The following is a 23,140-nucleotide window of genomic DNA, read 5'->3' as shown; positions in this document are numbered from 1 at the left end:
GATAAACCGCATAGAGCGGGGCCACTCAAGCAGGAGGGATAAACGTGAGCGCGACCGCGGGTCAGGCGCAGGGCGAGCGCGGCCTGGCCGAACGACTCGGCCTCAAGCCGGGTCAGGTGGTGCAGGAGATCGGTTGGGACGAGGACGTCGACGACGAGCTTCGCGACTCCATCGAGGACCTGACCGGCAACGAGCTGCTGGACGAGGAGAGTGACGACGTCGTCGACGTGGTGCTGCTGTGGTGGCGCGACGGCGACGGGGACCTCTTCGACGCCCTCAGCGACGCCATGCGAGCACTCGCCGAAGCCGGCCAGATCTGGCTGCTGACTCCCAAGGCCGGGCGCGATGGCCACGTGGAGCCGAGCGACATCGGGGAGGATGCCGCTACCGCGGGTCTCTCGCAGACCAGCAGCATCTCAGCCGCACCCGACTGGTCCGGGACCAGGCTCGTCGCCCCGAAGGGCCGACGTTAGGAAACTCCGAGGCCGGCCGATACGGCAGGATGGTGGGCTGTGAACGCACATCCTGCCGAGGTCGGCGCACTGGCTCCGGATTTCGAGCTGCAGGACCAGCACGGCGCCCCGGTGAGACTGTCCATGTTCCGGGGCGAGAAGGTCGTGCTGGTCTTCTATCCGCTTGCCTTCAGCGGGATCTGCGAGGGCGAGCTCACCGCGCTGCGCGACCAGCCTCTCGACGCGCGGGTGCTCGCCGTGTCGGTCGACTCCGTGTTCGCCTTGCGTGCCTGGTCCGATCGGGAAGGTTACGGATTCGCCCTACTCTCCGATTTCTGGCCACATGGACAGGTCGCCCAGGCGTACGGTGTGTTCGATGAGGCGAAGGGGCTCGCACGTCGGGGGACCTTCGTCATCGACGGCGAGGGCGTGATCCGGTGGTCGGTGATCAGTCCGATCTCCTCGGCACGTGACGTCGCCGACTACGTGAAGGCACTCGCCGACATTTCCTGACTTCGGAGGGAACGATGCCCTGCTACCGATGCGGGGCCCGGCAGACCGACCCGGTCCGTGGCGCCAGCCCGTGGCAGCGCGGGGTGCGCAACGAGTCCCAGGTGCTGATCTGCCCGGACTGTCAACGGCTGCACGACCTCGATCTCGACTCCTGCGCCACCTGCGGGTCCACCGCGCTCATCTGCCGGCTGGGGGAGATCGAGTGCCGCGGCTGCGGCGCCGTCCGGCAGGCCCGGGAGCCGAAGGGGTTCGAGGAGCAGGGGGCGTACGTGGGGTCCGGGGCTCCGCCCGGGCTGTCGGCGGAGGTCGAGGCGGCGCTCAACCGGGTGCTGGGCAGGGCCTGACCGCCTGGGTGATCTTGAGTTCGAGGCCCAGGCGTCGTGTGGTTGATCGCCAGTTCAGGGCCCTGGTGTCGCCGGCCTGGATCGCGGCGCGGCGCCCTCCGTCCAGCTGAGAGATTCTCAAGCGCCTTTTCAGACATTTGCTGACCTGCGCTATCGTCTCCTTTCGTGTCCGCTATGAGTTCGTTCGTCGTCGCGCTCGACGTCGGTGGCACGTCCATGAAGGGCGGCCTGGTCAGCGAGTCCGGTGAGGTGTTGCTGAGCGAGCGGCGCCACACTCCTCGCGAGGAGGGCCCTGAGGCGGTCGTGTCCGCCATTTCAGACTTCATCGGCCACCTGGCCTCCTCCGGCGACGGGGAACCGGCAGGCGTCGGTCTGGCCGTCCCGGGGCTGGTGTCCGAGAGCGCGGCCCTCTATGCGGCGAACCTGGGCTGGCGTGACGTCCCCGCCTCGAACTTCACCACCCTGGACATCCCCGTCATGCTGGGCCACGACGTCCGCACGGGCGGTCTGGCCGAGAGCATCCTCGGCGCCGGAAGAGGCGTCTCCGACTTCCTCTTCCTCCCGATCGGCACCGGTATCGCCGGAGCCTCGATCATCAACGGCGACCCGTACGGCGGCTCCTCCGGCTGGGCCGGCGAGATCGGCCACACCCCCGTCTTCCCCGACGGCGAACAGTGCGCGTGCGGCCAGTTCGGCTGCCTGGAGACGTACGCCTCGGCGGCCTCGGTCGGCCGCCGCTACAGCCAGCGCGCGGGCGTGGAGGGCGTACGCGCCGAGCAGGTGGTCGCCTCCGACGACCCCATCGCCATCGAGGTGTGGGACGAGGCCGTGGAGGCCCTGTCGCTCGCCCTGGCGACGTACACGCTGCTGCTGGACCCGTCGGTGATCGTCCTCGGCGGCGGTCTGGCCGAGGCCGGTCCCGCCCTCTTCGATCCCGTACGTACCCGCCTGGTCAAGCGCCTGGCCTTCCGCGACGCGCCTCCGCTCGTCCCGGCCGCGCTGGGCGTCGACGCCGGCATGCTGGGCGCCGCCCTGCTGGGCTGGCGAGCCGCCGGCCGCCCCGAACTGGGCCCCGGCTGGACGGTGAATGTGCGATCGGCCCCTCTGGTGTCGTAAGGTTAGTGCCGATCAGGGGGCGGTTAGCTCAGCGGTAGAGCACTCGCCTTACAAGCGAGGGGTCACTGGTTCGAACCCAGTACCGCCCACCAGCGTAAACGTACAATCTCTGGTCTTGAAAACGGCGCCCGAGTGACTAAGTCCCGGATCTGGTGCCGGTAGACGGTCTCGGTAACCAGGCTCAGCCACCGGTAGCCAGGTGGCATGAGCCTTGGCGCCACGGGGCCGTCGGCCCGCTTGGCGGGCTTGCGTGTGCAGCGGGGGGCCGTTCGTGCCCGCCACCGCACGTTGGCCGGCATCCTCGACGATGAGCTTCCAAGTTTCTGCCGCCTCGCTTCCGGTGCTCGGGCCTGGAGGTGCGCGGTCCGGGGCGAGTTGCCATCGATTCACCGGGGTTGCTGCCTGTGGTGGTGCCCGGCGTGGGGCAGGGCCGTTTCAGTCGGCAGCTCTCGCCGATGGCCGGGCTCGTGGAGAACGCGGAACCCTCCGATCGGGCCGACCTGCGACGTGCCCTTGCCAAGGTGTGGCGGGCGTACCAGGGAGCCCGGTACAGCTACGTGATCCGGACTCTGCCCGGACTCCTGGGAGAGGCGCATCATGCTGCGCGCGCAGCGAACGGTGGCGCGCGCATGGCCGGATTGGGAGTGCTCGGGCGGGTCTACCACGCGGCTGCCAGCATCCTGGCCAAGGCGGGTGAGGCTGATCTCGCCTGGATCGCCGCTGAGCGGGGACTGTCCTTCGCACGGCAATCCGGTGATCAGCTCGTGACAGCCTCACGGCTGAGCTGCTTTCGGTGTACGGCACGCTGTACCTCGCCGGGTCGATGGCGGCGGCGCGAGACGACGACCGCAGCACGACACGCGCGTTCCTCGCCGAGGCGCAGGAAGCGGCGGTGCGGCTCGGCGGTGACGCCAACCATGTCTGGACCGCGTTCGGGCCGACGAACGTTTATCCATCAGGTGGCCACGGCGATCGAGCTGGGGGACATCCAGGTGGCTGTGGAGCTCGGGCCGAAGCTGGATACCAGCGGGCTTCCGATCGAACGTCGCGCTCGTCATGGCCTGGCCGTGGCGCATGCCTTGAGCCTGTGGAACCGTACCGACGACGCGATGGCCGCGCTGTTGGAGGCCGAGACGATCGCTCCCGAGCAGGTGCGCCATCACTACCTCAGTCGCCAGCTCACGATGTCGTGGATCAGAAGGCAGAAGGGCAAACCCAGTTTCCAACTCGCAGCTCTCGCCCGGCGACTGCACATCGTGTGAAGGCAGTCCCTGTGGCGTAAGGTCGGGCTGTGAACGATCAGGAAGCTCCGCCGTTCGCCCAGGCCCGTGCCGCCGCTGGCGCGCTGTTCTTCGATGACAGTGGCCGTGTGCTTCTCGTCCGTCCTACGTACAAGCCCTCCATGGACATCCCGGGTGGGTACGTCGAGCCGGGGGAGACCCCGTATGAGGCGTGCGTTCGAGAGGTGCAAGAGGAACTGGGCATTCGGCCGGCCATCGGTCGCCTCCTCGTGGTCGATTGGGCGCCTCTCCCTAAGGAGGGCGACAAGGTCCTGTTCGTGTTCGATGGCGGCACCTTGGGCGGCGAGTTGCTCAAGCAGATCAGGTTCGTGGACAACGAGCTGAGCGCCTATGAGTTTCATCCCGTCGAGGAACTGGACGGGCTTTTGATCGAAAGGCTTGCCCGTCGCGTCAAGGCCGCCGCCATTGCACGTGAGCTTGGCAGGACCGTTTATCTGGAGCATGGCCAGGCCGCTCCCACTGAGTGACTATCTGAGTGACAACGGCCCAGGACGAGCGTGGACGATCGAGGGCCAGGGCGGAACGTTCGCCGAGGTGGGGCCCCGAATCATCCGAGGTCCACCCTCTTGCGGCGAGCCTTGCAAGCGAGGAGTCACTGGTACGAACCCAGTACCGCCCACCTCGTAGAACAGCCCCTTTTTTCCCGTCGCGGAAACGGGGCTTCGTGCCATTAGCCGGTGCGAGGGCTTTCCTTGATCTTTGCGTTCATGGCGTCGGCGATCTTGCTATCGGCAGGGGTTCGCGGCTCGGGCAGTTCGGGCCAGGAGCGTGCGTGTCATATACGCAAGGCTCATCGGCGGAACGGAGAACGGCGAATGCACTGGCTGTGGGCTGGCCCTCCCCCGAAGACGACCGACCCGAAAAGCGAAGGTAGGTACGAGGCTGCACCCCCGATACGGTGCCACGCCTGCTTTCCTCTGGAGCGCAGGAAGAGCGAGTACACGGAGAGCCCTCCGGGGCTGCTGTTCCGCGTCACCTGTAGGTCCGGTCGGTGCTCAGACAGAGTGCCAGATGGACTGGACGACGATGGCCAGCGCCGACGCTGTCGCGCTCAGGAGCATCGCGACGATTGGCAGGGTTCGATTGGTGGCTGTCCCGACGCGAGCCTTGGCCATGCCGAACCCCGACATGAAGATGGCCACGTACGACACCCAGATCCCGACGCGGGCCAACCCGATGGTCACGTCGAGCAGGAGGGCGAGGATGCCGAGGCAGAGGCCGACGACACCTGCCCAGTTGCGCATTGCCGGGGCTGGCAGAGGCGGCTGATGAGAGTGCTGCCCGTACGGCTGTGATGGTTGGTGGGGATACGGCTGGCCGTCCTGGTCCTGCGGGCCGGGATACGCCATGTGGGGCTCCTGAGGGAGTAGGGGTGCGTGCGTAAGACGCGTCGACAGCGGGTGCGGTTTGCACCGTTACACGACAGGACCGCTCAAGTCCTGCAATCGCGTAATTTCGGGCTCCAGGGCGGAGAGACTCCGACATGACACCGCACCGTGCATCCTGTGGGTTTATGTCAGGCGTGGCCCGGGTCGACCGTATCGACCCGTAGAGAGTGAAACCCCGAGCCGGCCCGACTGTGTGCAGATTCGAGATCGCACGCTGGGAGTCTCGAACTCGGGGGTCCGGGCCGCGATTCTCGCGGCCGTTTCCGAAGTCGTATCGCTTGTAGAACTCCACGATGTACGACTGGTAGGCTCGGCGAATTTTTGTGATCCCAGCCGCTCGCGGCCGCCCTCGGGACGGGTTCCGCCCGGGCCAACGTGGGCGCCCGTTGGTCAGCCGGCAATTCAGCGCGTCTGCGACGGTGTGGTTAGTTGTGTGATCGCAAGGTCATCCTCGTGATCGCGTAGAACATCCTTGGCATCTGCGCACGCTGGAAGGGGTGCCCTCCTGGTGGTCGGCCACCCTATCCGCGTGAAAGGGATACGCGTCGCCGTGAAAGGAAGGCAGCGAACAACGAGGCCCCACCCGCAGCGATCAGTACGGTCGCGGGAATCCTGACGAGGCTCCGCAGGTCTGTGCAGTTGTCCAAATGGTGCAGCCTGTCGGCCAAGGCGGAGGACGGATCGAGTTGCGTCCAGGTAACTCCGACAAAGGCCGAGCCGCAAGATTCACCGCCTGACGTAACGGACATCAGGCCGGTGAGAATGCCCGAGCCGATTAACATGAAGGCGACAAACGCCATCGCTCTGGGAGACATGCCAGTCCTTACGTGGATCCAACCGCAGTGGATCATTTCATGGCGAGGCTTGAGCCGGGAAGACGTCTGGCTCAGCCAGGGGGACGACAAGCGCCAGGGGGCAGCCCCGTTTCCATTTGTGGCAACGAGGCTTCGTGCCGTCAACGGGGGATCAGTCGGTGCGGGAGCTCTTCCCGATCTCTGCGTCAGCGGCGGCGGCGTGGTGCTCGACGGGGCTCAGGTGGCTGGCATGCTCTGTGGCGTGACGATTCGTACTGCGACGCGCCGGGATCTGTCCGCGATCATCGCGCTCCTGGCTGATGAGGACACCGTGGTCGATCCCCGGACGGTTGAGGTCGACGAGGCGTACGAGCGAACCTTCAAGGCCGTCGACACCGACGAGCGCAACGAGATGATCGTTATGGACGAGGGAGACGGTACGGTCGTCGGCTGCCTCCAGCTGACGTACATCCCTGGCCTGGGACGACACGGGCAGGAGCGGGCGCTCATCGAGGCGGTCCGGGTGCGTGCCGATCGACGTGGGGCAGGGCTCGGGCGCGAACTGCTCACCTGGGCGATCGAGCGGGCACGCGCCCGCGGCTGCACCCTGGTCCAGCTCACCAGCAACAAGCGACGCACCGAGGCCCATCGTTTCTACGACTCTCTCGGCTTCGTCCGCAGTCACGACGGGTTCAAGCTGTCGTTCTGAGGCGGGGCGCCGAGCGGGGTGGTCATGGCCCTCTGCGAGATGAGCCAACGATTTTGATCGTGCGTACCCCGGGTTTTCCGATCAGCTCGGCGAGTGCCGGTTTCGAGTGTCCGTAGACGACCAATCCATAGATCCTGCCTTCATGTGCCGCTTGACGTAAACGGCGGAGATCGAGCCCGAACGACTTCAGGTTCAGCGCGTCGGTCCACTGCAACTTGGCCGCCCAACGTCTGTACAGCCCGATCGGTGACGTGTTCTCGCATTCGGTTTCATAGACCGCGCACGACCGCCAGTAGACCGGTTTGTCGGCGTCCCCGCGCGATCGGGAGAGGAACAGGAACACGGCGTCCGATCGGATTCCTCGCACGCCCAGGGTGGTGGTCAGTTCGTTCTCGGTCATGGGGGCGGTCAGTTCCACGACGGCGGTGGAGAAGTCATTCCTGCCCAGGGCCGCAATCGCCTGGCGGGCCTGGCTTTTGGCCGGCTCGTCCACTCCCTCGCCGCCGTGGAACGAGCGCAGCAACGGGCTCATCATCGCCTCCGGCACGGCCGGAGCGGAGGTCGTGCCCAGCACGTCGGTCACTATCTCTTCGTGTGCTGGACGACCTCGCAGACTCGGATGCGTCTCGAAAGTGCTGACCGTCACGCCCATCGACAGGGGGCCCACACCCACCTCGTGGCCCACGATGACGTCGTACTCCGGATGCGCCACCTGAAAGGCGCCGCCATAAACCTCGCGCATGCGTTCAGCGCGCCCGCCGAACAGGTGCACGCCTTCGGCCAGACAGGCGAGCAGAACGAGTATGACGACGATGACGTACCCGGTTCTGCGTGAATTCCTGGTGCGGCTGTCTGCGGTCAAGGCGGTCTCCCGTGCGTGCCGATGCCGGTCGAACAGTGATGATCAAATCAGATCGTCCGGTGAATGGGGGCGCCTGGCCGACACCGGTACGGCATCGTTTGTTCCGCCGTGCCGGCCGGTGTAGCCGTGGCGGCCGGTGTAGTCGTGCCGGCCGGTGTAGGAGTGCCGCACCAAGATCGCACTAAGATCGCGTGCCGTGTCTTCGGAACATTTATGGCGGTTTATCAGGATCGGATTAGTAAGTCTGATTCTTCTGGCGGCGGTCGCGGGGCTGGTGCTCGGCGACACCTGGCTCTGGGTGGCCGCCGAGTGGTCGCCGCCGACCTTCGGCGAGCTCTACACGGCCGACGGGTCCGACGCCTCGGTCGGTCTTGCGCTGTTCGGGGCCGCCCTGGTGAAGGCGGCGCTCCTGTGGCTGATTCTGCGCACCCCGGAACGGGGGCCGCTGGACCGCGGGGAGAGGGCGCTGCGCCGGCTGTTGTACCTGGCGGTGGCCCACGCGCTCGTGCTGTGGTTCCCGATCGCGCTGCTCCCGGACACGGTCGACGCGGCGTTCACGCTCGTTCTGTGGGCCGCGATCGACATCCTCTACCTGCTCGTCATCCGGTGGCGGTCCCGCCTGTTGCGCGGGGCGGCCGGAGTGCTGTTCGCGGTCGAGCTGGCCGGGGCGGCCGACGACCTGCTCGACGACCTCGACCTCCCGGAGCTCGGACCGGGCGGTGTCATCCAGGCGGTCCTGATCGGGGGTGGAGTGCTGGCGACCCTCGTCACCGTCCTCGGGCAGTGGCGTGACGGCCGCTGGAGCCGCGGCACGCTGATCGCCGGGGTGGCGTCGGTGGGCGGTTACGCGCTGGCGATCCCGTTCAACCTCCTCGTCGGAGGACCCTTCGGTGGCGGTCTGGCGATGGTGATCGCGATGGACGCGATAGGGCTCGTCACCACCGTGTGGATCGCGGCCACCGCTCGTGAGCTGCCCGCCGAGGGCCGCCCGGCGGATCTTCCGTCCGTCCGGCGGCGCGGGTTCCGCGTCGCGGTGGCGGCCGTCGCCGTGCTGTCGCCCGTCGTACTGATCAATCCGGAGCGGGACGCGCGCCTGACCTACACCGCCGGGTCGGCGGACTGCTACGACCGGCCCAGCTTCGGCGACGTGCAGCCCGCGGAACGCGACGCCGTGTTCCTGTGCCGGGCGCGGAGCACAGACGGCGCGACTCCGCCCATGTTCCCCGACACCACGTCGGACCAGGCGGTCCTCGCGTACGGACGGGCACTGTGCCGTGCCAAGGACGCCGGCGAGCAGGAGGCGATCCTGACGCGGGCCGGCAGCGCCCGCGCGGCCTGGCGGGTGGACCCCGATGAGCTCGTCTACGTCTGCCCGGAGATCGTCGGCGCCACCCGCCCCGACCTGCTGCGGTCGACGGCGGAGGAGGCGGCGGCGAACGCGGCCCACATCGCCGGGGAGAACGCGACGTGCCGGGACCCGTGGCCCCGGACGAAGGGTGTCGTCCAGGCCACGGCCAAGTACTTCCTGTTCGTCGACGGCGATCCCGGATATCTGGTCCAGGACGGCGAGGGCGAGTCGGCCATGGAGGAGGCGGGGCTGGCCACGGCCCGGTCCTACGAAGACGGCGCCCTCATCGGGGTGGCCGGCGGCACGGCGCTCATCGGGCACGTCGAGGACGTCGTCGATCTGTGCCTCACGGTGAAGGCCTTCCGCGCCGCGCCGCCACTGCGGACCGCCGGGTGGGATCAGGTCCACGAGGTGCCGGTCGTCAGCCGCGGCGGCCGGCTCGCGGTGCCCGAGATGGCCGACGGCGGCGACGTGGGGGCGGGCGCCCCGATGCCGAACCTGGCGATCGCCGGGAAGGGCCGCTACCGGATCCGTGTCCACGTGCGGATCGGTGAGGCGGGGGAGGAGCACCTGGTCGTCGTGTTCCCGGGCACGTCGAGGAAGAGGCTGAAGCTGAAGTCCTGATCCGAGGCCGGGCGAGCCGGGGCTGGTCAGCGGCAAGGAGCGGATGCGGCACGGGCCGGGCGGGAACACTGTCCGATCGCCAGGTCGATGTGCACTGACTGCGACTTCTCCGTAGCGGCGGCGAAGTATTGTGGTGGAGGTCCCCGGGGTAAGGGCTCTTAAGCCGAAGGGGCTGCGCAGTCCGTGAACGGAGAGCCACCTGCCATGCGAAATCGCACGCTGCGGATCCCCGCCACCGCGGCCGCCGTCCAGGAAGCCATTGACCAGGCGACGGCGGGAGAGGTCGTCCTGCTGGAGCAGGACGGCCGCCTCGTGGCCGCGGTGGTGCCCTACGAGGTGGCCGCCGCCGGCGTCGAGCTGCTCAACGAGGCCCAGGACGCCGCTGACCGGCTGTCGGGGCTCAGGCTGATCGCGGAGCTCGAAGCCGGCATGGAGACGATGCGGCTCAGCGACCTGCGCCGTGAGCTTGCCTCATGAAGGGCTACTACGAGATCCAGCTCTCGTCATCGGCGGTGCGGCAGATCCGTGCCGTGCACGCCGCGGAGCCGATGGCCGCCACGTTCGTCCTCAACGGCCTGGAGTATCTCTCCACCGACCTCGACTCGGGCCTGCTGCGCACGATCGACAAGGAAGCGGGCCTGCTCAAGGCGGAGATGGGCGACTTCGAGGCCCTGTGCTGGGTGCGGCACGACGAGATGAGCCTGGTGATCCTGACCGTCTCACGGAGTCGTCACCCAGCGTGACGCCGCGCCCTCGTTCGCCCGGACGGCGAAGTCGCGGACGTCCCGCATCCGCCGCGTGCTGACCGGCTCGGCGTAGACGTAGGGGCACATGTCCGACCGGGTCATCTTCGATCGCTGGTAGAGCGAGAAGTCGCACCAGGCGTAGTCGTGCCGGATGATCTGCTCGATCACCTCCTCCCTGATGTGTGCGCCGTACATGGAGTCGTGCATCTCGATCAGGAGCGCCGGCTGGTGGTGGGCGATCGTCTCCGCCGCGCCCGCCAGCGCCCTCCCCTCATGACCCTCGATGTCCATCTTGACCAGCCGGATCCTCTCCCGGGACCGGGAGGCCATGACGTCGATCGGCAGGCCGTCGGCCTCCCCGAGGAACGCGCCGTACCCCTCCTCGCCGTGGTGGAGGGTGGAAGTGACGCAGTCGGCGGGGATGGTCGCCGGCTCGCCGGCGGCGAGCGTACGGGTGCAGGGGCCGGCGGTGACGTCGTAGGGGTCCCAGAGTCGCAGTCGTGCTCCGGAGTCGTGCGCGGCCACCGGGTGGACGTCGACGTTGCCGATCTCGTTGAGCTGCAGATTGTGGTGCAGCGCGCGCAGTGCGACGGGGTTCGGCTCGACGGCGATGACCGTCGTGAAGGCCCTGGCCATCCGTAGGGCGTAGTGGCCGACGTGGGCGCCGACGTCGAGGAAGGCCGAGCCCGGCTCGGCGAAGGACTGCAGGAGGCGCCAGATGTCCTGCTCGTGCGGCCCCGGACCGACGCGGTCACCGCTGGCGGGCCGGAGGGCCCAGGTGAGTCCGTCGCGCTGCGAGAGGGAAGGTGTCGTCGACATCAGGACTCCCGGGGAGGTGTTCCGCGCTCACCCACGTGTGATCGTTCTCGCGTCGGAGGAGATCCAGCTTCGGTGCGGGTAGTAGCTCCTGAGTTCCCGCATGCGCGAGGAGTCCGTGAAGAAGACGAACTCCAGGTTGGCCCGCCGCAGCATGCTGTGTTTCGCCTCCTCGCCCAGCAGGCCCCCGACCAGCGGGACCGCGTTGACCGCCACTTCGGTGAGCGTCGACAGGCCGGTCATCGCGAACCGTTCGGCGACCTTCGCCAGTCCGGGCATCTTCCTGCGCAGGAAGATGCCGAGCTTCGTGGGTTTGACCGCCAGATGAGGACGCGTCGCCCGGATGTGGTCGCAGATGCGCTGCCAGTAGTCGGCGGCGCAGTCGGCCAGGGCCGCGGCCAGCACGTCGTCCGCGTCATGGGCGTTCGAGACTTCGAGGTAGGACTGGATCTCGAACAGCTCCCTGGCCTGTTCGCGCAGTTCGACGATCTCCTCGAAACGGAGCATGGCCAGCAGGTCGGGCGGCGGACCCTCGACCATCCGATAGGCCGTCTCGACGAGCTCCCGCACGTCGAACTGGGGATCCGGCCGGCTGGGCGCACGCTGCGCACCGGTGAGGACGGCCTCGGCGAGGCCGGTGGCGTCCCCGGAGTTCCAGTCCGAGCCCATGATCCTCGCGTTGAACGCGCGTGCGTGCGCGGTCTCGTCGAAGAGGCCGTGGATCTGGATCAGCTCGCTGCTCACCGGCAGGCCGGAGTCGTGGAGCAGCGCGAAGATGGGGGTGTGGGAGAACCGCGGCCTCGACAGGATGTCGTCGTACCGTCTTCTCAGTTCGATCGGCTGCGCCGACAGCAGGCCGGTCAGGACGGAGTCAGGCGAGTTGGCGGCCTCGCGGACCTGCCGCATGAAGTCGTCCTTGGCGGTGACATAGTCATAGCGGACGACGACGGAACCGTCTCCGGCGAGAACGCCGTCGAGTTCCCTGATCATGCGGTCGCGGGCGGCCGAGACCGGCGAGACGACCCATCCCTTCCCGTCGGGGCTGTTCCGCTTCCAGCTGTCCAGGACGTCCGCCAGAGAGTCGCAGGGGTCGAGCCGGTCCTCCTGGTAGAGGTAGTTGTGGGCGCGGAGCCCGACCGCGACGACGCCTCCCGCGACGAGATCTCTGAGCAGGCGGTAGAAGTTGTTCTCCCGCAGGTCCGACCTGCTGAAGTCGCCCACGACCCGGGGGTTGTCCACGAGCTGCGTGTCATGCACGTAGACCCGCTCGTTGAAGAGCGCCCCGAACACCAGCAGGGCCCGCAGCTGCATGGTGGAGCTGATGCCGGCCCAGATCGGTTCCAAGGCGGCGAATTGGGACGTGGCGCGCAAGGCGTTGATGGAGCGGGAGTCATCGCGCTTCATCTCTTCGAGATACCACCCTTCGGTCGCCACCCCCAAGGGAAGCACAGCCGGGTACCGCAGGGAAGGTCATCATGGATAGTGGCCCGGCCGGGGGTTCCGCGTCGTACGATCCGCTTGGGTCGCTCGTGGTGTCTCCTCGGGAAGGGGCCGGTTGTGTCGTCGCTCGAAGAGGCCGTGGAGTCCAGGGATCATCTCGTCGCCGTCTGGAGCGAGCTGGTACGGGACAGAGGCGGCCGGATCGGTACGGACGACGGCGTCGTGCACATGTGGGCCGACAGCCCCTTCGGCTTCTGGAACACCGTGACCCTGGCCGGTACGGGCATCCCCGCGGACGCGCTCGGCGAGCGGCTCGCGCGGGCGGCGTCCTTCATGAGGGGCAGGTCCGAAAGCGGATATCTGTGGGTCTTCGAGGATCTGTTGAGCCCCCAGGCGCGACAGAGCCTGTTCCGGCGCGCGGCCGAGGCCGGGCTGGAGCCGGCGTTCTCGGGCCGGGGCATGGCGGGCGACCTGTCCGTGCCCGAGCCGGATCATCCGCACCTGGAGTTCCGGCGGGTGGAGAACGAGGAGCACCTCGCCGCGTACGGCGACATCAACGCACGCGCCTACGGCATGCCGCCCGAGGCGGGCAGGCTCGCCCTGGCCGGCTCCCAACTGTGGCGCGGCGATGTGCACGCCTACCTCGGATACCGCGACGGACGGCCCGTGACCTGCGCCGCCACCGTCGCCGGGCCGCATTCCATCTTCCTGGCGCTGGTCGCCACCCTGCCGGAGGAGATGCGCAAGGGGTACGGCGAGGCCGTCACCCGCAAGGCGATCCACGAAGGCGGCAGGCGGAGCGGGCACCGGCGGCTGGTCCTGCACGCCACGCCGGCCGGGCAGCCGGTCTACGAACGCATCGGCTGCCGAGCCAACACCGCGATCCACTTCCTCCGACTCGCCGGTCATGCCTACATCGGATGATCACGGGTAGCGCTGTGCGACCACCCCAGCTACAGAAGTGGAACACGGCATGATCACTCTCATCCTGCTCATCCTCGCCCTGGCCTGCTTCGTCCTGTCCGCCTTCAACATCGGCGGCGCGCGCGTCAACCTGCTCGCACTCGGTCTGGCGCTCTGGGTGCTCAGCGAGATCATCCCGAAGCTCGGCCAGCTCTGATCCCCGGCGCCTGAGACCACCCCCTACGGGCAGGAACACGCACATGGACGCCCTCACCATCGTCGCTCTGCTGGCACTCCTCGCCGGAATCCTGGTCGCCCTCACCCAGAGGGTGTGGCCCATCGCGTTGTTGTGCGGGGGACTGTTCATGTCCGTGCTGGCGGACGCCGGTCTCATCGTCACATAGGCGAAGGAGACCGGCCGCCCGGCCCGTGCGGGTTCAGCAGTAGGTGATGCCCGTGACGGTGAACGGGATGTTGTGGTACGGCGTGTACTCCGACCGCTGGCCTGGGGAGACGCAGGGGCCGACCTCCGGCCACGAGCCCACCGTGGGGTCCGGATGGGTGACGCGGATGACCACGGCGTAGTTGCCGGAACCGCCGCTGCAGTACGCCCAGGCGGTCTTGCCGTCCCGGCCGGTGGTGCAGCCGGTGGGGGAGGCGTGCGCGGGGGAGGCGGCGCCGAAGAGGGCGACGCTGGTGAGGACGGTGGTGAGGACGGTCGCGAGGCGGAGGGTCAAGTGCTTTCTCACGCGCATGTGCTGACCTCCAGTGGGTCGTCAGGCAGTGCACTCTTAGGAAAGCTTCTTAAGAGAAAGTAGCCGCACCGTCCTCGTCGTCAAGCCCCTGTCCGGTCTCCGGGACGCCGCCGTCAGCGGGGACGCGGGCCCTTCTTCTTGCGGCTCGTCGGCGCGGCGCGGCGACCGGCGCGGTTCTGGGCGGCCGGCTTGGGGGGCTGGCGTCGTGCCTGCTTCTCCTGGGGACCGGCGGGAGCGGCGGGAGCGCGGCCGCGGGAGCTGTTGACCGTGCGGCCGCGCACGATGCCGATGAAGTCCTCCACCAGGTCGGTGGTCGCGTCGGTGGGCCAGGCCAGGGCGACCTGGGACTGGGGCGCGTCCGTGACCGGGCGGTAGGTGAGGTCTTTGCGGTGGTGGAGGCGGGCCAGCGACTGGGGGACCAGGAGCAGGCCGGTGCCGGCGGCCACCATCTCGACCGCCTCGGCCGTGGTGGCGGGACGGGCGAAGGCCGGTTGCCCGGGCCGCGACGCCCACTCGATGGCGTCGTCGAGGGGATGGAAGATCTCCTCCTCGGCCAGGTCGGCGAGGGTCACCTCGTCGGCGGCGGCCACGGCGTGGTCCTTCGGCACCACGACCACCGTGGTCTCGACGTAGAGGGGGATCGCGCTCAGGCCCTCGCGGTCGATCGGGAGCCGGACGAACGCGGCGTCGGCCCCGCCGCCCCGCAGGAGGGCCAGCGCCTCGGGGGTGGGGGCCGTGACCAGCGTGAGCGGCACGTCGGGCAGCCTCTCGGCCCAGACGCCGGCCCACTTGGCGGGGGTCACGCCGGGCGCGTACGCCAGCCGGAAGTCTTCGCCGCTCTCGTCAGTCACGTCCTCAGGGTATCGATGTCGGGGACGCTGTCCCGACTGGCTAGGCTTGGGGGCATGACCTCGTCCAAACCGAAGAGCATCCAGACGATGAAGCCCGAGACGGCGGCCAAGAAGCTGGGTGTCCTCCTCTCGGCCACGCCCGCGGAGTTCCAGGCGGGCGTCGTCTCCAGGGACGAGCTGAACGAGCTGCAGGCCAAGCCGCCCGCGTGGCTCGCCGACCTGCGTCGTAACGGGCCGCACCCCAAGCAGGTCGTGGCCGCCAAGCTCGGCGTCTCCATCTCGGGGCTGCTGCGGGCCGGGATCACCGAGCCGCTCACGACCGCCGAGATCGACGCGCTGAAGGCGGAGAACCCCGACTGGCTGGAGCGGGAGCGCACCGTCCAGGCGGAGACCCGCAAGGAAGCCGTCCGGCTCAAGCAGCGCTAGTCGCCGCGTTCCAGACATGACGGCGCGGCCCGCCGGCGGGCAGGCCGCGCGTCACCGCGCGGTCAGGCGCGTGCCAGGTCAGGGATGCTGGACAGGCCGTGGGCGAGGTCGTCGTCCGTCGGCTCGTCGTCGGGCAGCAGCCCGGCCTGGAACATCTCGTACGCGGCCAGGTCGAAGTGGCCGTGCCCGGACAGCGCGATGAGGATCGCCTTCGACTGGCCCTGCTCACGGCAGCGCAGCGCCTCGTCGATGGCGGCCCGCACCGCGTGCGCCGACTCGGGGGCGGGCACGATGCCCTCCTCGCGGGCGAACAGCACGCCGGCCTCGAAGCAGGCGGTCTGCCGTACCGCGACCGCCTCCATCAGCCCGTTCTCGACGGCCCGGCTGATCAGCGGCGAGATGTCGTGGGCGCGCAGGCCGCCGGCGTGCACGGGCGGCGGCACGAACTTGTGGCCCAGCGTGTGCATCCGCGACAGCGGGGTGAGCCGGGCCGCGTCGGAGTGGTCGTAGGCGATGCGGCCACGGGTCAGCGTGGGGCAGGCGACCGGTTCGGCCGCGACGAGCCGGATCTCGCGCCCGCGGCGCAGCTTGTCGCGCAGGAACGGGAAGCACATCCCGGCCAGGGTGCTGCCGCCGCCGCAGGGGCCGACCACGATGTCCGGGTAGTCCTCGGCGAGCTCCATCTGGAGCATCGCCTCCTGGCCGATGACGGTCTGGTGGGCGCACACGTGGTTGAGCGAGCTGCCGCGGGTGTAGCCCAGGTCGGGGTTGCCGTAGGCGACCTCCAGGGCCTCGGACTTGGCGATGCCGAGGCTGCCGGGGTGGTCGGGGTCCTCGGCCAGCACGGCCCGCCCGGCCGCGGTCAGCGGGCTGGGGCTGGAGTTGCAGACCGCGCCGTACGCCTCCATGAGGGCCCGGCGGTACGGCTTCTGCCGGTAGCTGACGCCCACCATGAACACCTGCGCGCTCAGCCCGAACATGGCCGCGGCCGAGGCGATCGAGCTGCCCCACTGGCCCGCGCCGGTCTCGGTGACCAGCCCCGTCTTGCCGATCTGCTTGTTGTAGTACGCCTGCGGCACCGCCGAGTTGGGCTTGAGGCTGCCGACCGGCGAGACGCCCTCGTACTTGTAGTAGATGCGGGCGGGGGTGTCGAGGGCGCGTTCGAGGCGGCGCGCCCGGTAGAGCGGGGTGGGCCGCCACTGGCGGTAGATGTCGCGGACCGGGCCGGGGATCTCGAACTCCGGCTCGGTGCTGAGCTCCTGGTCCACCAGGGGCTCGGCGATCGTCCTGCACAGCTCGGCCCGGGTGATCGCCGCGCCGGTGGCCGGGTCGAGGATGGGGGCCGGCTCGCCGAAGTCCGCGGCGATGTTCAGCCACGTGTACGGGATGTCGTCCTCGTTCAGGGTGTATTTGACGGTCTCGTTCAACGGATACCTCTCATAAGGACTTCGTCGATGGATGTCAGACGCCCGCTTCCGCGGTCAGCGAGCCCTTCACGGTCTGGTCTCGGCCGCCCAGCAGCCCGGGGTGGGACGTCCTGAAGCCCTCCAGGACCAGCTCGTAGGGGAAGTCGTCGAACTCGCCGTGCCAGTGCAGGAACTCCATGTGCCGCCGGCCTGCCTCGTCGTGCGGGTGGTAGACGCTGTCGGCGGTGCCGTCGAACTCCAGGGGCTTCAGGCGGTACAGCCGGCACAACAGCTTGTTGAACACGGGGGTGGCCTTCACCCAGCGGTCTTCGAGCTGGACGGAGACCAGGCCGTGGAAGCGGAACACGTCGCCGCCGACGAGCTCCTTGAGCCGTCCGGAGGCCAGGTGGTTGCGCACGTCGGCGAACGCCAGCCGGCACGGGATGCCGAGCGCACGGGCGGCGGCGGCGTACACCACCGACTTGTGCAGGCAGAAGCCGCTGCCCCGGGCGATGATCGTGCTGGCCCGCAGGCCGTCGCGGGACATGTCGATGTCGTAGACGTCGTACAGGATGGTGTCGCGCACCTTGTAGTAGAGGCGTACGGCCTGCTCGGTGGGCGTGGTGGCGCCCTCGACGGCCCGTTCGGCGAACTCGCGCACCACGGGGTGGCCGGCGTCCAGGAACTTCGTGGCGGCCAGGTCAGCGGTCATGTGTGTGACTCCTTGAGGCCGAGCATCCGGGCGATGCGGATCCGTTGCATCTCCGAGGTGCCGGAGTAGATGGTGCCGCCGACCGCGTCCCGGAGCTCCTTCTCCAGCCCGGTCCCGGTCAGGTAGCCGCTGCCGCCGAAGATCTGGATCGCGGCCAGCGCCGACCTGACGTTCGCCTCGCTGGTGACCACCTTGGCGATCGCGATGTCGGTGGCGACGTCCCGGCCGGCGGCGAAGCCGCGCGCGGCGTCGTACAACCAGCGCCGGGCGGTCTCCACGCCGATCTTCATGTCCACGATCTGGCCGGCGACCAGCTGGAACGAGCCGATCTGCCGGCCGAACTGGCGGCGCCGGGAGGCGTGCTCGACGCAGCGGTCCAGCCGGTGCCGCATCGCGCCGGCCTGGACGATGAAGGAGCACAGGATCTCCCACCGCATCACGTGCTCCAGCACGGTGAAGCCCATGCCGGGCCGGCCCACCACGTTGGCGGCCGGGACCCGGCAGTCGCGCAGCGTCAGCTCGCCGAGCGGGGACGTGCGCAACCCCATCTTGGGCACGTCCGGGCCGGTCAGCAGGCCCGGGGTGTCCCGTTCGACCAGGAAGGCGGTCAGGCCGAACGGGCCCAGGTCGCGGTCGGTCACCGCGTAGACCACGATCAGGTCGGCGACCGGGCCGTTGGTCACGAACACCTTGTCGCCGTCGAGGATCCAGTCGTCGCCGTCCGGTTTGGCGGTCATGCCCATGCCCAGCACGTCGGAGCCGCCCCCGGGGTCGGTGATCGCGTGCGCGGTGATCGTCGTGCCGTCGCAGATGCCCGGCAGGTGGCGGGCCTTCAGCTCGGGGCTGCCGAAGCGTTGCAGCGGGATCCCGGCGCTCACGATCTGCGTGCAGAGCGAGAAGCACAGCCCGCCGTCCCGGCAGCCCTCGCCGAGACCCTCCAGGACGTACATGGTGCTGAGCAGGTCAAGGCCGCGGCCGCCCCATTCCGGCGAGAACGGCAGGCGCAGCAGCCCGGAGGCGCGCACCTGCTCCCACTTGTGCGCCGGCAGGCCGGCGGTCCGGTCGGCGTCGCGGTCGGCGTCCAGGTGGCCTTCGCCCAGCACCTCGTACCAGTCCGCGAACTCGGCCCTGAGCTCGCGGTGTGTGTCGCTCCACTCGTCCATGGGTGACCAGATCCGTCAGTAGTGGGAGAACTCAGCCTCAGCGAGCTGGTGGCGCTCGTCGCCCTGCAGCGCGGGGGAGAAGACGCAGATCAGCCGCAGGTCCTCGCCGGGGTCGGCGATCAGGTGGTGCGGGTCGTTCTGGTCGAGCGCGTACATGGTGCCCGGCTCCAGGACGTGCTGGCGGCCGTCGGCGTCGATCACGGCGCCCCGGCCGCTGATGCAGTAGCACGCCTCCAGGTGCTTGCGGTACTGGAGGGGGGAGCTGGTGCCGGCCCAGACGATCGTGTCCGTGAGCGAGTAGCCCATGCCGTCGCGCTCGACCAGGAAGCGGTGGCTCAGCCCGTTCCCCCACTCGACCGGCGTCACGTCAGAGATCTTGCGGATGATCATTGCAGTGTCCGTTCTGCTGGTGCTGATAATGCTTTTCCGACGAATTCGTCAATGGCGGCCACGGTCCGGAAGTTCTCCGGGGCGATGTCCAGCTCGTCGACCGGGACGTCGAACTCGTCCTTGATCCAGCCGATGAGCTTCAACAGGCCCAGACTGCTGATGACCCCGTTGCGGAAAAGGTCGTAGTCGGCCTCGAGTTCGTCGGGCGGAGTATCGGGGAGATACTCGGTCACCACGAATTCTTTAATGCGGTGTGTGATGTCCACGAAAGGCAGCATCACACGCGCGCGCACGCGGTCGCATCTCCGAGAATGCGCGTGCCCGCAATAGGCTTTTGCGTGTCAGCCGATGCGCTTTCGGTCCACCTTTCCGGTCGAGGTGCGCGGGAACGGCTGCTCGACCAGCCTGATGGCGGACGGGATCGCGGCCCGCGGCAGCCGCATCGCGCAGTGCGTACGCAGGCGCAGCCCCGACAGCCGCCCCGGCCCCGTCCCGCGGACGAACGCGGTGAGCCGGGTCTCGGCGCCGTCCACGGCCGGGACGACGGCGGCCTCCAGGACGTCGTCGTGCTCCAGCAGCACCCGCTCGATCTGCTCCAGGTTCACCCGGATGCCGCGCACCTTGAGCTGGAAGTCGTCCCGGCCGACGAGGAACAGCCGGCCGGCGGCGTCCCGGCGGACCAGGTCGCCGGTGCGGAAGAAGCGGCGGCCGTCCGGCCCGGTCACGAACCTGCCGGTCGCCGCGGCCGGGTCCGGGGTCACGTACCCGTCGGTCTGGAAGGGCGTCCAGACCAGGAGCTCGGTGCCGCCGTCGTCCGGCGGGACGGGGGCCAGATCGGGGCCGAAGGCCACGACGACGCCGGGCAGCGGGCGGCCGATCGGCAAGGGGGCGGGCCCGGCCGCCTCGGCGGCGTCGAACTCGTGCCAGAAGCTGTCGTTGGTCTCGGTGCAGCCGTAGACGTTGTGCAGCCGGGCGCGCGGGAACCTGCGCGGCAGGCCGGCGCGCAGCGGGACCGGCGCGTGGTCGCCGGTGACGATGACGTGCCGCACGCCGGGGAAGACGCCCTCCTCCAGCAGCTGGTACAGCATGGGCACGCCCTGGACGACGGTGACCCCGCAGGCGGCGAAGAAGTCGCAGACGTAGCGCGGGTTGGCGGCCAGCGCGGGGTCGACCAGGGCGACGCAGCCGCCGTGCCGCAGCGTGGCCCACACGTCCAGCAGGCACAGGTCGAAGTTGAGCGGCGCGTAGTTGAACACCACCTCGCCGGGGCCGAGGCCGAACGCGTCGCCGGCCCAGCCGGTGAACCGCGCCACCGCCCCCGCCGACAGCGGGACGATCTTCGGGGTGCCGGTCGAGCCGGACGTGGTCAGCATGAACGCGGTGTCCTGCTCGGCGACGGCCACCGGGTGGGGAACCGCCGGCCCGCCGCTGGGCTCGTTGTCGCGCCCGCCGATCACGGCGGTCACCACGTCGGGGTGTTCGGCGGCGTCCTCGGGGGTGGCGGCCAGCACCTCGACGCAGCCCGCCCGCGCGCACAGCTCGCCGAGCGCGACCGCGCCGAGGTCGATCGGCGGCAGCAGCAGCGGACGCCCGGCCGCCAGGCAGCCGAGCACGAGCGCGACCGCCTGCGGCGACTTACGGGCGAGCACCGCGACCGGGCCCGGCGCAAAAGCGTCGAGTTCTTTCTGGGCCCGTCCGGCCATGGCGGCCAGTTCGGCGTAGCTGACTTTCTCCGTCCTGGTGCGCAGCGCCGGCGCGGACGGTTCTCTCTCGGTGTGCGCGATGAAATCGCGGAGCAGTTCTGTGGTCATCGGAAGGTCACCCATCGATTTCTTGGTTGCCGGATACCAATGATTTTGTTCGATGTGCGACCGCGAAATCGGAAATGCGGGCTTCAGCTAATTGCCCGCGTCCGGCAGCTTCCTGCAACGCCTCGACCACGAGAACGGGTCAGGACCGTACTTCCAGTTCTTCGGCCCGCTCCGGCGGGCCGGCCGCCGGGGCGGGCGGCTCCTCCTCGGCGCGGGTGGCCAGCACGCAGCCGCCCAGGATCAGCGCGAACGAGACGACGATCAGGGCGGTCAGCGGCTCGTCCAGGATCAGCACCCCGGCGACGATGGCCACCGCCGGGTTCATGTACGTCGACACCAGCGCCCGCGACGGCCCGGCCTCCTTGATGAGCTCCACGAACACCACGAACGCCAGCCCGGTGCAGACCACGCCGAGGCCGCCCAGCGCCGCCAGCACCTGCCAGCTCGGCATGGCGGACGGCCAGGTCCAGATCGCGGCGGGCGTGTAGACCAGCGCGGCCAGGGTGAGGCAGGCAGCGGTCAGCGGGATGGTGGGCAGGTCCCGCAGGTGCCGGTCGGCGACGAGCGGGGCGATCGAGTAGCAGAGCGCGGTCAGCAGCACCTCGCCCATCGCCCAGGCGTCCCCGCCGCCCAGGTGCGGCCCGGCCAGCACGGCGACGCCGGCCAGGCCGATCACCAGCCCGATCCAGCGGGCCCGGCCGAGCCGTTCGCTGCCGCCGCTCAGGCGGGCCAGCGCCACGCCGAGGATGGGCGCCGCGGCGATCAGCAGGCCGCTGGTCGAGCTGGTCAGCCGCCGTTCGGCGTCCGACAGCAGCCACCAGGGCGCCAGGATCTCCAGGCAGGCGAACGCGAAGACCGGCCGCCAGTACCGCCGGACCATCGCCAGCTGCCCGCCGCGGATCGCCAGCGGCAGCAGCAGCGCGGCGCCGATCGCGGTGCGCGCGAAGACCAGCACGGGCACCGGCACGCCGCCGACCGCGACCTTGATGAGGAGGTAGGGGATGCCCCAGATCACGGACATCAGGGCGAACAGCACCCAGCCACGGCGGCTCACATGCGTCTCCTTGGGGTCGAGATGGACGGTCTGCTCAGGCGAGGGGCGGGGGAGCGGCCGGCGGTGCGGCGGGAGGAGAGAGAAGGGCGGGAGCGGCGCCGGGGATGCGGGCCGGCGGCCTGCGGAAGACCGACGGCGAATCCATGAAAATCCTCCAGCCTATTCGCTGCCGCGCGACAATTCCCGCACGAAAGCAATTCTTCCCGAGAATCGCACGGCGCCCGTGTCGCGGCTTCTTTCAACGTGCTCTTTCAGTGGACAATCAGCTCGACGCCAAGGGATGCTGGACGCGCGACCGGAGTGCCGCCGATCGGTGTCCTCGCAGGTCAGCCGCGAAATCACCGGCCCTCGCCGGACGGCATCGGGCCGTTGGTCCCGCCGCGCCAAGCCGTGCACTGTCACCCTGAAACGGAGGGAAACCACCATGACCGATAAATCCCCCAATCCCGCGCTCCGGCAGCTCGACGTCCTCATCGGCACCTGGCGGGTCAGCAACGTCGAGGACGGCAAGGCGACCGACGCCGGCACCGTGCGCTTCGAATGGCTGGAGGGCGGCAACTTCCTGGTCCAGCACGTCGACCTGGCCGACACCAAGGCCGTGGAGTACATCGGCTACGACGAGGAGAGCAAGACCCTCAAGTCGCACCTGTTCGGCCAGTCCGCCGAGATCCTCAAGTACACCTGGGAGGTCAGCGGCGACACGCTGACCATCTGGTACGGCGACCAGGGCTCGCCCGCCCGCTTCGTCGGCAAGTTCAGCGAGGACGGCGACACCAACTCCGGCGCCTGGGAGTGGCCCGGCGGCGGCTACCAGTCCACGATGACCCGGGTCTAGCCCCGTTCGGCGCTCCGGCCCGGTGGCGAGGTCGCCGGGCTGCGGCCGGGCGTGATTTGGCAGATCCTTGTCAAGGATGACCGAAAAGTCCGTAAGATACGGCCCCTAATGGTACGGATGTGACTTGGGGGCCCTGACGTGACGCTGCTGTCCCGGCGAAATCTTCTCAGAACCGGCGCGATCGCGGTTCCGGCCGCGATCCTCGCGCCCGCAACGGCGGGCCCGGGGGGGGGGGGGGGGGGGGGGGGGGGGGCGGGGCGGGGGGGGGGGGGGGGGGGGGGGTGTGGGGGTCAGGGGAGGGTGGCTATCAGGTCGGGGATTGTGGTGGGGTCGTGGAAGAGGGTGGCGCCGAGGCCGGACAGGCGCGAGGGGGGCGTCAGA

28 protein-coding genes and 1 tRNA gene are annotated in these 23,140 nt (G+C 69.3%); 16 read left to right on the top strand and 13 right to left on the bottom strand.

The genetic code is table 11. The features are described from left to right. Positions 1–44: 44 nt before the first annotated feature. From ACIBQ6_RS44820 to ACIBQ6_RS44790, 7 genes are all read left to right on the top strand, one after another. Positions 45–473 carry a DUF3052 domain-containing protein gene (locus tag ACIBQ6_RS44820; protein ID WP_352321051.1) on the top strand — a complete coding sequence of 143 codons (429 nt, stop codon included), beginning with the start codon at positions 45–47 and terminating at the stop codon, positions 471–473. 39 nt (positions 474–512) lie between these two features. Continuing rightward, positions 513–965 carry a peroxiredoxin gene (locus ACIBQ6_RS44815; protein ID WP_358284319.1) on the top strand — a complete coding sequence of 151 codons (453 nt, stop codon included), beginning with the start codon at positions 513–515 and terminating at the stop codon, positions 963–965. Between the two features lie 14 nt (positions 966–979). Further along, positions 980–1,309 carry a hypothetical protein gene (locus ACIBQ6_RS44810; protein WP_397218896.1) on the top strand — a complete coding sequence of 110 codons (330 nt, stop codon included), beginning with the start codon at positions 980–982 and terminating at the stop codon, positions 1,307–1,309. 174 nt (positions 1,310–1,483) lie between these two features. After that, positions 1,484–2,425: an ROK family protein gene (locus ACIBQ6_RS44805; RefSeq protein WP_358284323.1), complete on the top strand. Its 942-nt coding sequence runs from the start codon at positions 1,484–1,486 to the stop codon at positions 2,423–2,425. 17 nt (positions 2,426–2,442) lie between these two features. Beyond that, positions 2,443–2,517: transfer RNA gene (locus tag ACIBQ6_RS44800), tRNA-Val, on the top strand. 867 nt (positions 2,518–3,384) lie between these two features. After that, entirely contained in the window at positions 3,385–3,687 is a 303-nt protein-coding gene (locus ACIBQ6_RS44795; protein WP_397218895.1) for a hypothetical protein, read from the top strand. A 29-nt stretch (positions 3,688–3,716) separates the two neighbouring features. Then, entirely contained in the window at positions 3,717–4,193 is a 477-nt protein-coding gene (locus ACIBQ6_RS44790; RefSeq protein WP_397218894.1) for an NUDIX domain-containing protein, read from the top strand. Positions 4,194–4,721: 528 nt separating this feature from the next. On the opposite strand, the gene ACIBQ6_RS44785 is transcribed toward ACIBQ6_RS44790, so the two are convergent. After that, on the bottom strand, positions 4,722–5,075 hold the full coding sequence (locus tag ACIBQ6_RS44785) for a hypothetical protein (protein ID WP_397218893.1): 354 nt from the start codon (positions 5,073–5,075) through the stop codon (positions 4,722–4,724). A 903-nt stretch (positions 5,076–5,978) separates the two neighbouring features. Between ACIBQ6_RS44785 and ACIBQ6_RS44780 the strand changes: the two genes are divergently transcribed. Then, a complete protein-coding gene (locus tag ACIBQ6_RS44780) occupies positions 5,979–6,617 on the top strand; it encodes a GNAT family N-acetyltransferase (protein WP_397218892.1) in 639 nt (212 codons plus the stop codon). Positions 6,618–6,639: 22 nt separating this feature from the next. Here the strand turns inward: ACIBQ6_RS44780 and ACIBQ6_RS44775 are convergent, their stop codons facing one another. After that, positions 6,640–7,479: a hypothetical protein gene (locus ACIBQ6_RS44775; protein WP_397218891.1), complete on the bottom strand. Its 840-nt coding sequence runs from the start codon at positions 7,477–7,479 to the stop codon at positions 6,640–6,642. A 274-nt stretch (positions 7,480–7,753) separates the two neighbouring features. Here ACIBQ6_RS44775 and ACIBQ6_RS44770 point away from each other — a divergent pair, with 274 nt between their 5' ends. The 3 genes from ACIBQ6_RS44770 (at position 7,754) to ACIBQ6_RS44760 (ending at position 10,194) form a co-directional block, all read left to right on the top strand. Next, the gene (locus ACIBQ6_RS44770; protein WP_397218890.1) at positions 7,754–9,451 is read left to right on the top strand and encodes a hypothetical protein; all 1,698 of its coding nucleotides are present in this window, start codon (positions 7,754–7,756) and stop codon (positions 9,449–9,451) included. 204 nt (positions 9,452–9,655) lie between these two features. Continuing rightward, positions 9,656–9,928, top strand: coding sequence for a hypothetical protein (locus tag ACIBQ6_RS44765; RefSeq protein WP_397218889.1), 273 nt, complete (start codon positions 9,656–9,658; stop codon positions 9,926–9,928). Beyond that, a complete protein-coding gene (locus ACIBQ6_RS44760; protein ID WP_358284347.1) occupies positions 9,925–10,194 on the top strand; it encodes a hypothetical protein in 270 nt (89 codons plus the stop codon). Before ACIBQ6_RS44765 ends, ACIBQ6_RS44760 begins: the two co-directional genes overlap by 4 nt. Here the strand turns inward: ACIBQ6_RS44760 and ACIBQ6_RS44755 are convergent. Further along, on the bottom strand, positions 10,171–11,016 hold the full coding sequence (locus tag ACIBQ6_RS44755) for an FkbM family methyltransferase (RefSeq protein ID WP_397218888.1): 846 nt from the start codon (positions 11,014–11,016) through the stop codon (positions 10,171–10,173). The genes ACIBQ6_RS44760 and ACIBQ6_RS44755 overlap by 24 nt on opposite strands. A gap of 27 nt (positions 11,017–11,043) precedes the next feature. Beyond that, positions 11,044–12,417, bottom strand: a complete 1,374-nt coding sequence (locus tag ACIBQ6_RS44750) for a hypothetical protein (RefSeq protein WP_397218887.1) — start codon at positions 12,415–12,417, stop codon at positions 11,044–11,046. Positions 12,418–12,570: 153 nt separating this feature from the next. Here ACIBQ6_RS44750 and ACIBQ6_RS44745 point away from each other — a divergent pair, with 153 nt between their 5' ends. From ACIBQ6_RS44745 to ACIBQ6_RS44735, 3 genes are read left to right on the top strand one after another with little or no spacing between them, the layout of a single operon-like run. Beyond that, positions 12,571–13,377: a GNAT family N-acetyltransferase gene (locus tag ACIBQ6_RS44745; RefSeq protein WP_397218886.1), complete on the top strand. Its 807-nt coding sequence runs from the start codon at positions 12,571–12,573 to the stop codon at positions 13,375–13,377. A 49-nt stretch (positions 13,378–13,426) separates the two neighbouring features. Next, positions 13,427–13,573 carry a hypothetical protein gene (locus ACIBQ6_RS44740; protein WP_352323191.1) on the top strand — a complete coding sequence of 49 codons (147 nt, stop codon included), beginning with the start codon at positions 13,427–13,429 and terminating at the stop codon, positions 13,571–13,573. Between the two features lie 43 nt (positions 13,574–13,616). Continuing rightward, positions 13,617–13,760 carry a hypothetical protein gene (locus ACIBQ6_RS44735; RefSeq protein WP_357965512.1) on the top strand — a complete coding sequence of 48 codons (144 nt, stop codon included), beginning with the start codon at positions 13,617–13,619 and terminating at the stop codon, positions 13,758–13,760. Between the two features lie 33 nt (positions 13,761–13,793). On the opposite strand, the gene ACIBQ6_RS44730 is transcribed toward ACIBQ6_RS44735, so the two are convergent. Together ACIBQ6_RS44730 and ACIBQ6_RS44725 are read right to left on the bottom strand one after the other, a co-directional pair. Then, complete coding sequence (locus ACIBQ6_RS44730; RefSeq protein WP_397218885.1) at positions 13,794–14,105, bottom strand: hypothetical protein; 312 nt, start codon at positions 14,103–14,105, stop codon at positions 13,794–13,796. A 119-nt stretch (positions 14,106–14,224) separates the two neighbouring features. Beyond that, positions 14,225–14,962: a LysR family substrate-binding domain-containing protein gene (locus ACIBQ6_RS44725; RefSeq protein WP_397218884.1), complete on the bottom strand. Its 738-nt coding sequence runs from the start codon at positions 14,960–14,962 to the stop codon at positions 14,225–14,227. A gap of 54 nt (positions 14,963–15,016) precedes the next feature. Here ACIBQ6_RS44725 and ACIBQ6_RS44720 point away from each other — a divergent pair, with 54 nt between their 5' ends. Continuing rightward, complete coding sequence (locus ACIBQ6_RS44720) at positions 15,017–15,388, top strand: DUF5997 family protein (protein ID WP_358284359.1); 372 nt, start codon at positions 15,017–15,019, stop codon at positions 15,386–15,388. A gap of 62 nt (positions 15,389–15,450) precedes the next feature. Here the strand turns inward: ACIBQ6_RS44720 and ACIBQ6_RS44715 are convergent, their stop codons facing one another. The 7 genes from ACIBQ6_RS44715 to ACIBQ6_RS44685 form a co-directional block, all read right to left on the bottom strand. Continuing rightward, entirely contained in the window at positions 15,451–16,815 is a 1,365-nt protein-coding gene (locus ACIBQ6_RS44715; protein ID WP_358284361.1) for a TrpB-like pyridoxal phosphate-dependent enzyme, read from the bottom strand. A gap of 34 nt (positions 16,816–16,849) precedes the next feature. Then, complete coding sequence (locus ACIBQ6_RS44710) at positions 16,850–17,506, bottom strand: transglutaminase family protein (protein WP_397218883.1); 657 nt, start codon at positions 17,504–17,506, stop codon at positions 16,850–16,852. Next, positions 17,503–18,669: an acyl-CoA dehydrogenase family protein gene (locus ACIBQ6_RS44705; protein ID WP_397218881.1), complete on the bottom strand. Its 1,167-nt coding sequence runs from the start codon at positions 18,667–18,669 to the stop codon at positions 17,503–17,505. Before ACIBQ6_RS44705 ends, ACIBQ6_RS44710 begins: the two co-directional genes overlap by 4 nt. Before the next feature lie 15 nt (positions 18,670–18,684). Then, positions 18,685–19,059: an ectoine synthase gene (locus ACIBQ6_RS44700; RefSeq protein WP_352323183.1), complete on the bottom strand. Its 375-nt coding sequence runs from the start codon at positions 19,057–19,059 to the stop codon at positions 18,685–18,687. After that, the gene (locus ACIBQ6_RS44695) at positions 19,056–19,325 is read right to left on the bottom strand and encodes an acyl carrier protein (RefSeq protein ID WP_358284366.1); all 270 of its coding nucleotides are present in this window, start codon (positions 19,323–19,325) and stop codon (positions 19,056–19,058) included. The genes ACIBQ6_RS44700 and ACIBQ6_RS44695 overlap by 4 nt, the downstream gene beginning before the upstream one ends. Before the next feature lie 75 nt (positions 19,326–19,400). Beyond that, positions 19,401–20,870, bottom strand: coding sequence for an AMP-binding protein (locus tag ACIBQ6_RS44690; RefSeq protein ID WP_397218880.1), 1,470 nt, complete (start codon positions 20,868–20,870; stop codon positions 19,401–19,403). 139 nt (positions 20,871–21,009) lie between these two features. After that, a complete protein-coding gene (locus ACIBQ6_RS44685) occupies positions 21,010–21,924 on the bottom strand; it encodes a DMT family transporter (RefSeq protein WP_352358898.1) in 915 nt (304 codons plus the stop codon). A 424-nt stretch (positions 21,925–22,348) separates the two neighbouring features. Between ACIBQ6_RS44685 and ACIBQ6_RS44680 the strand changes: the two genes are divergently transcribed. After that, positions 22,349–22,759, top strand: coding sequence for a hypothetical protein (locus ACIBQ6_RS44680; RefSeq protein ID WP_358284371.1), 411 nt, complete (start codon positions 22,349–22,351; stop codon positions 22,757–22,759). The last annotated feature ends 381 nt before the right edge of the window (positions 22,760–23,140 follow it).

Origin of the sequence: Nonomuraea sp. NPDC049655 (assembly GCF_044465465.1) — a bacterium.
Classification (GTDB): Bacteria; Actinomycetota; Actinomycetes; order Streptosporangiales; family Streptosporangiaceae; genus Nonomuraea.
This window is presented reverse-complemented; position numbering and strand designations above follow the sequence as displayed.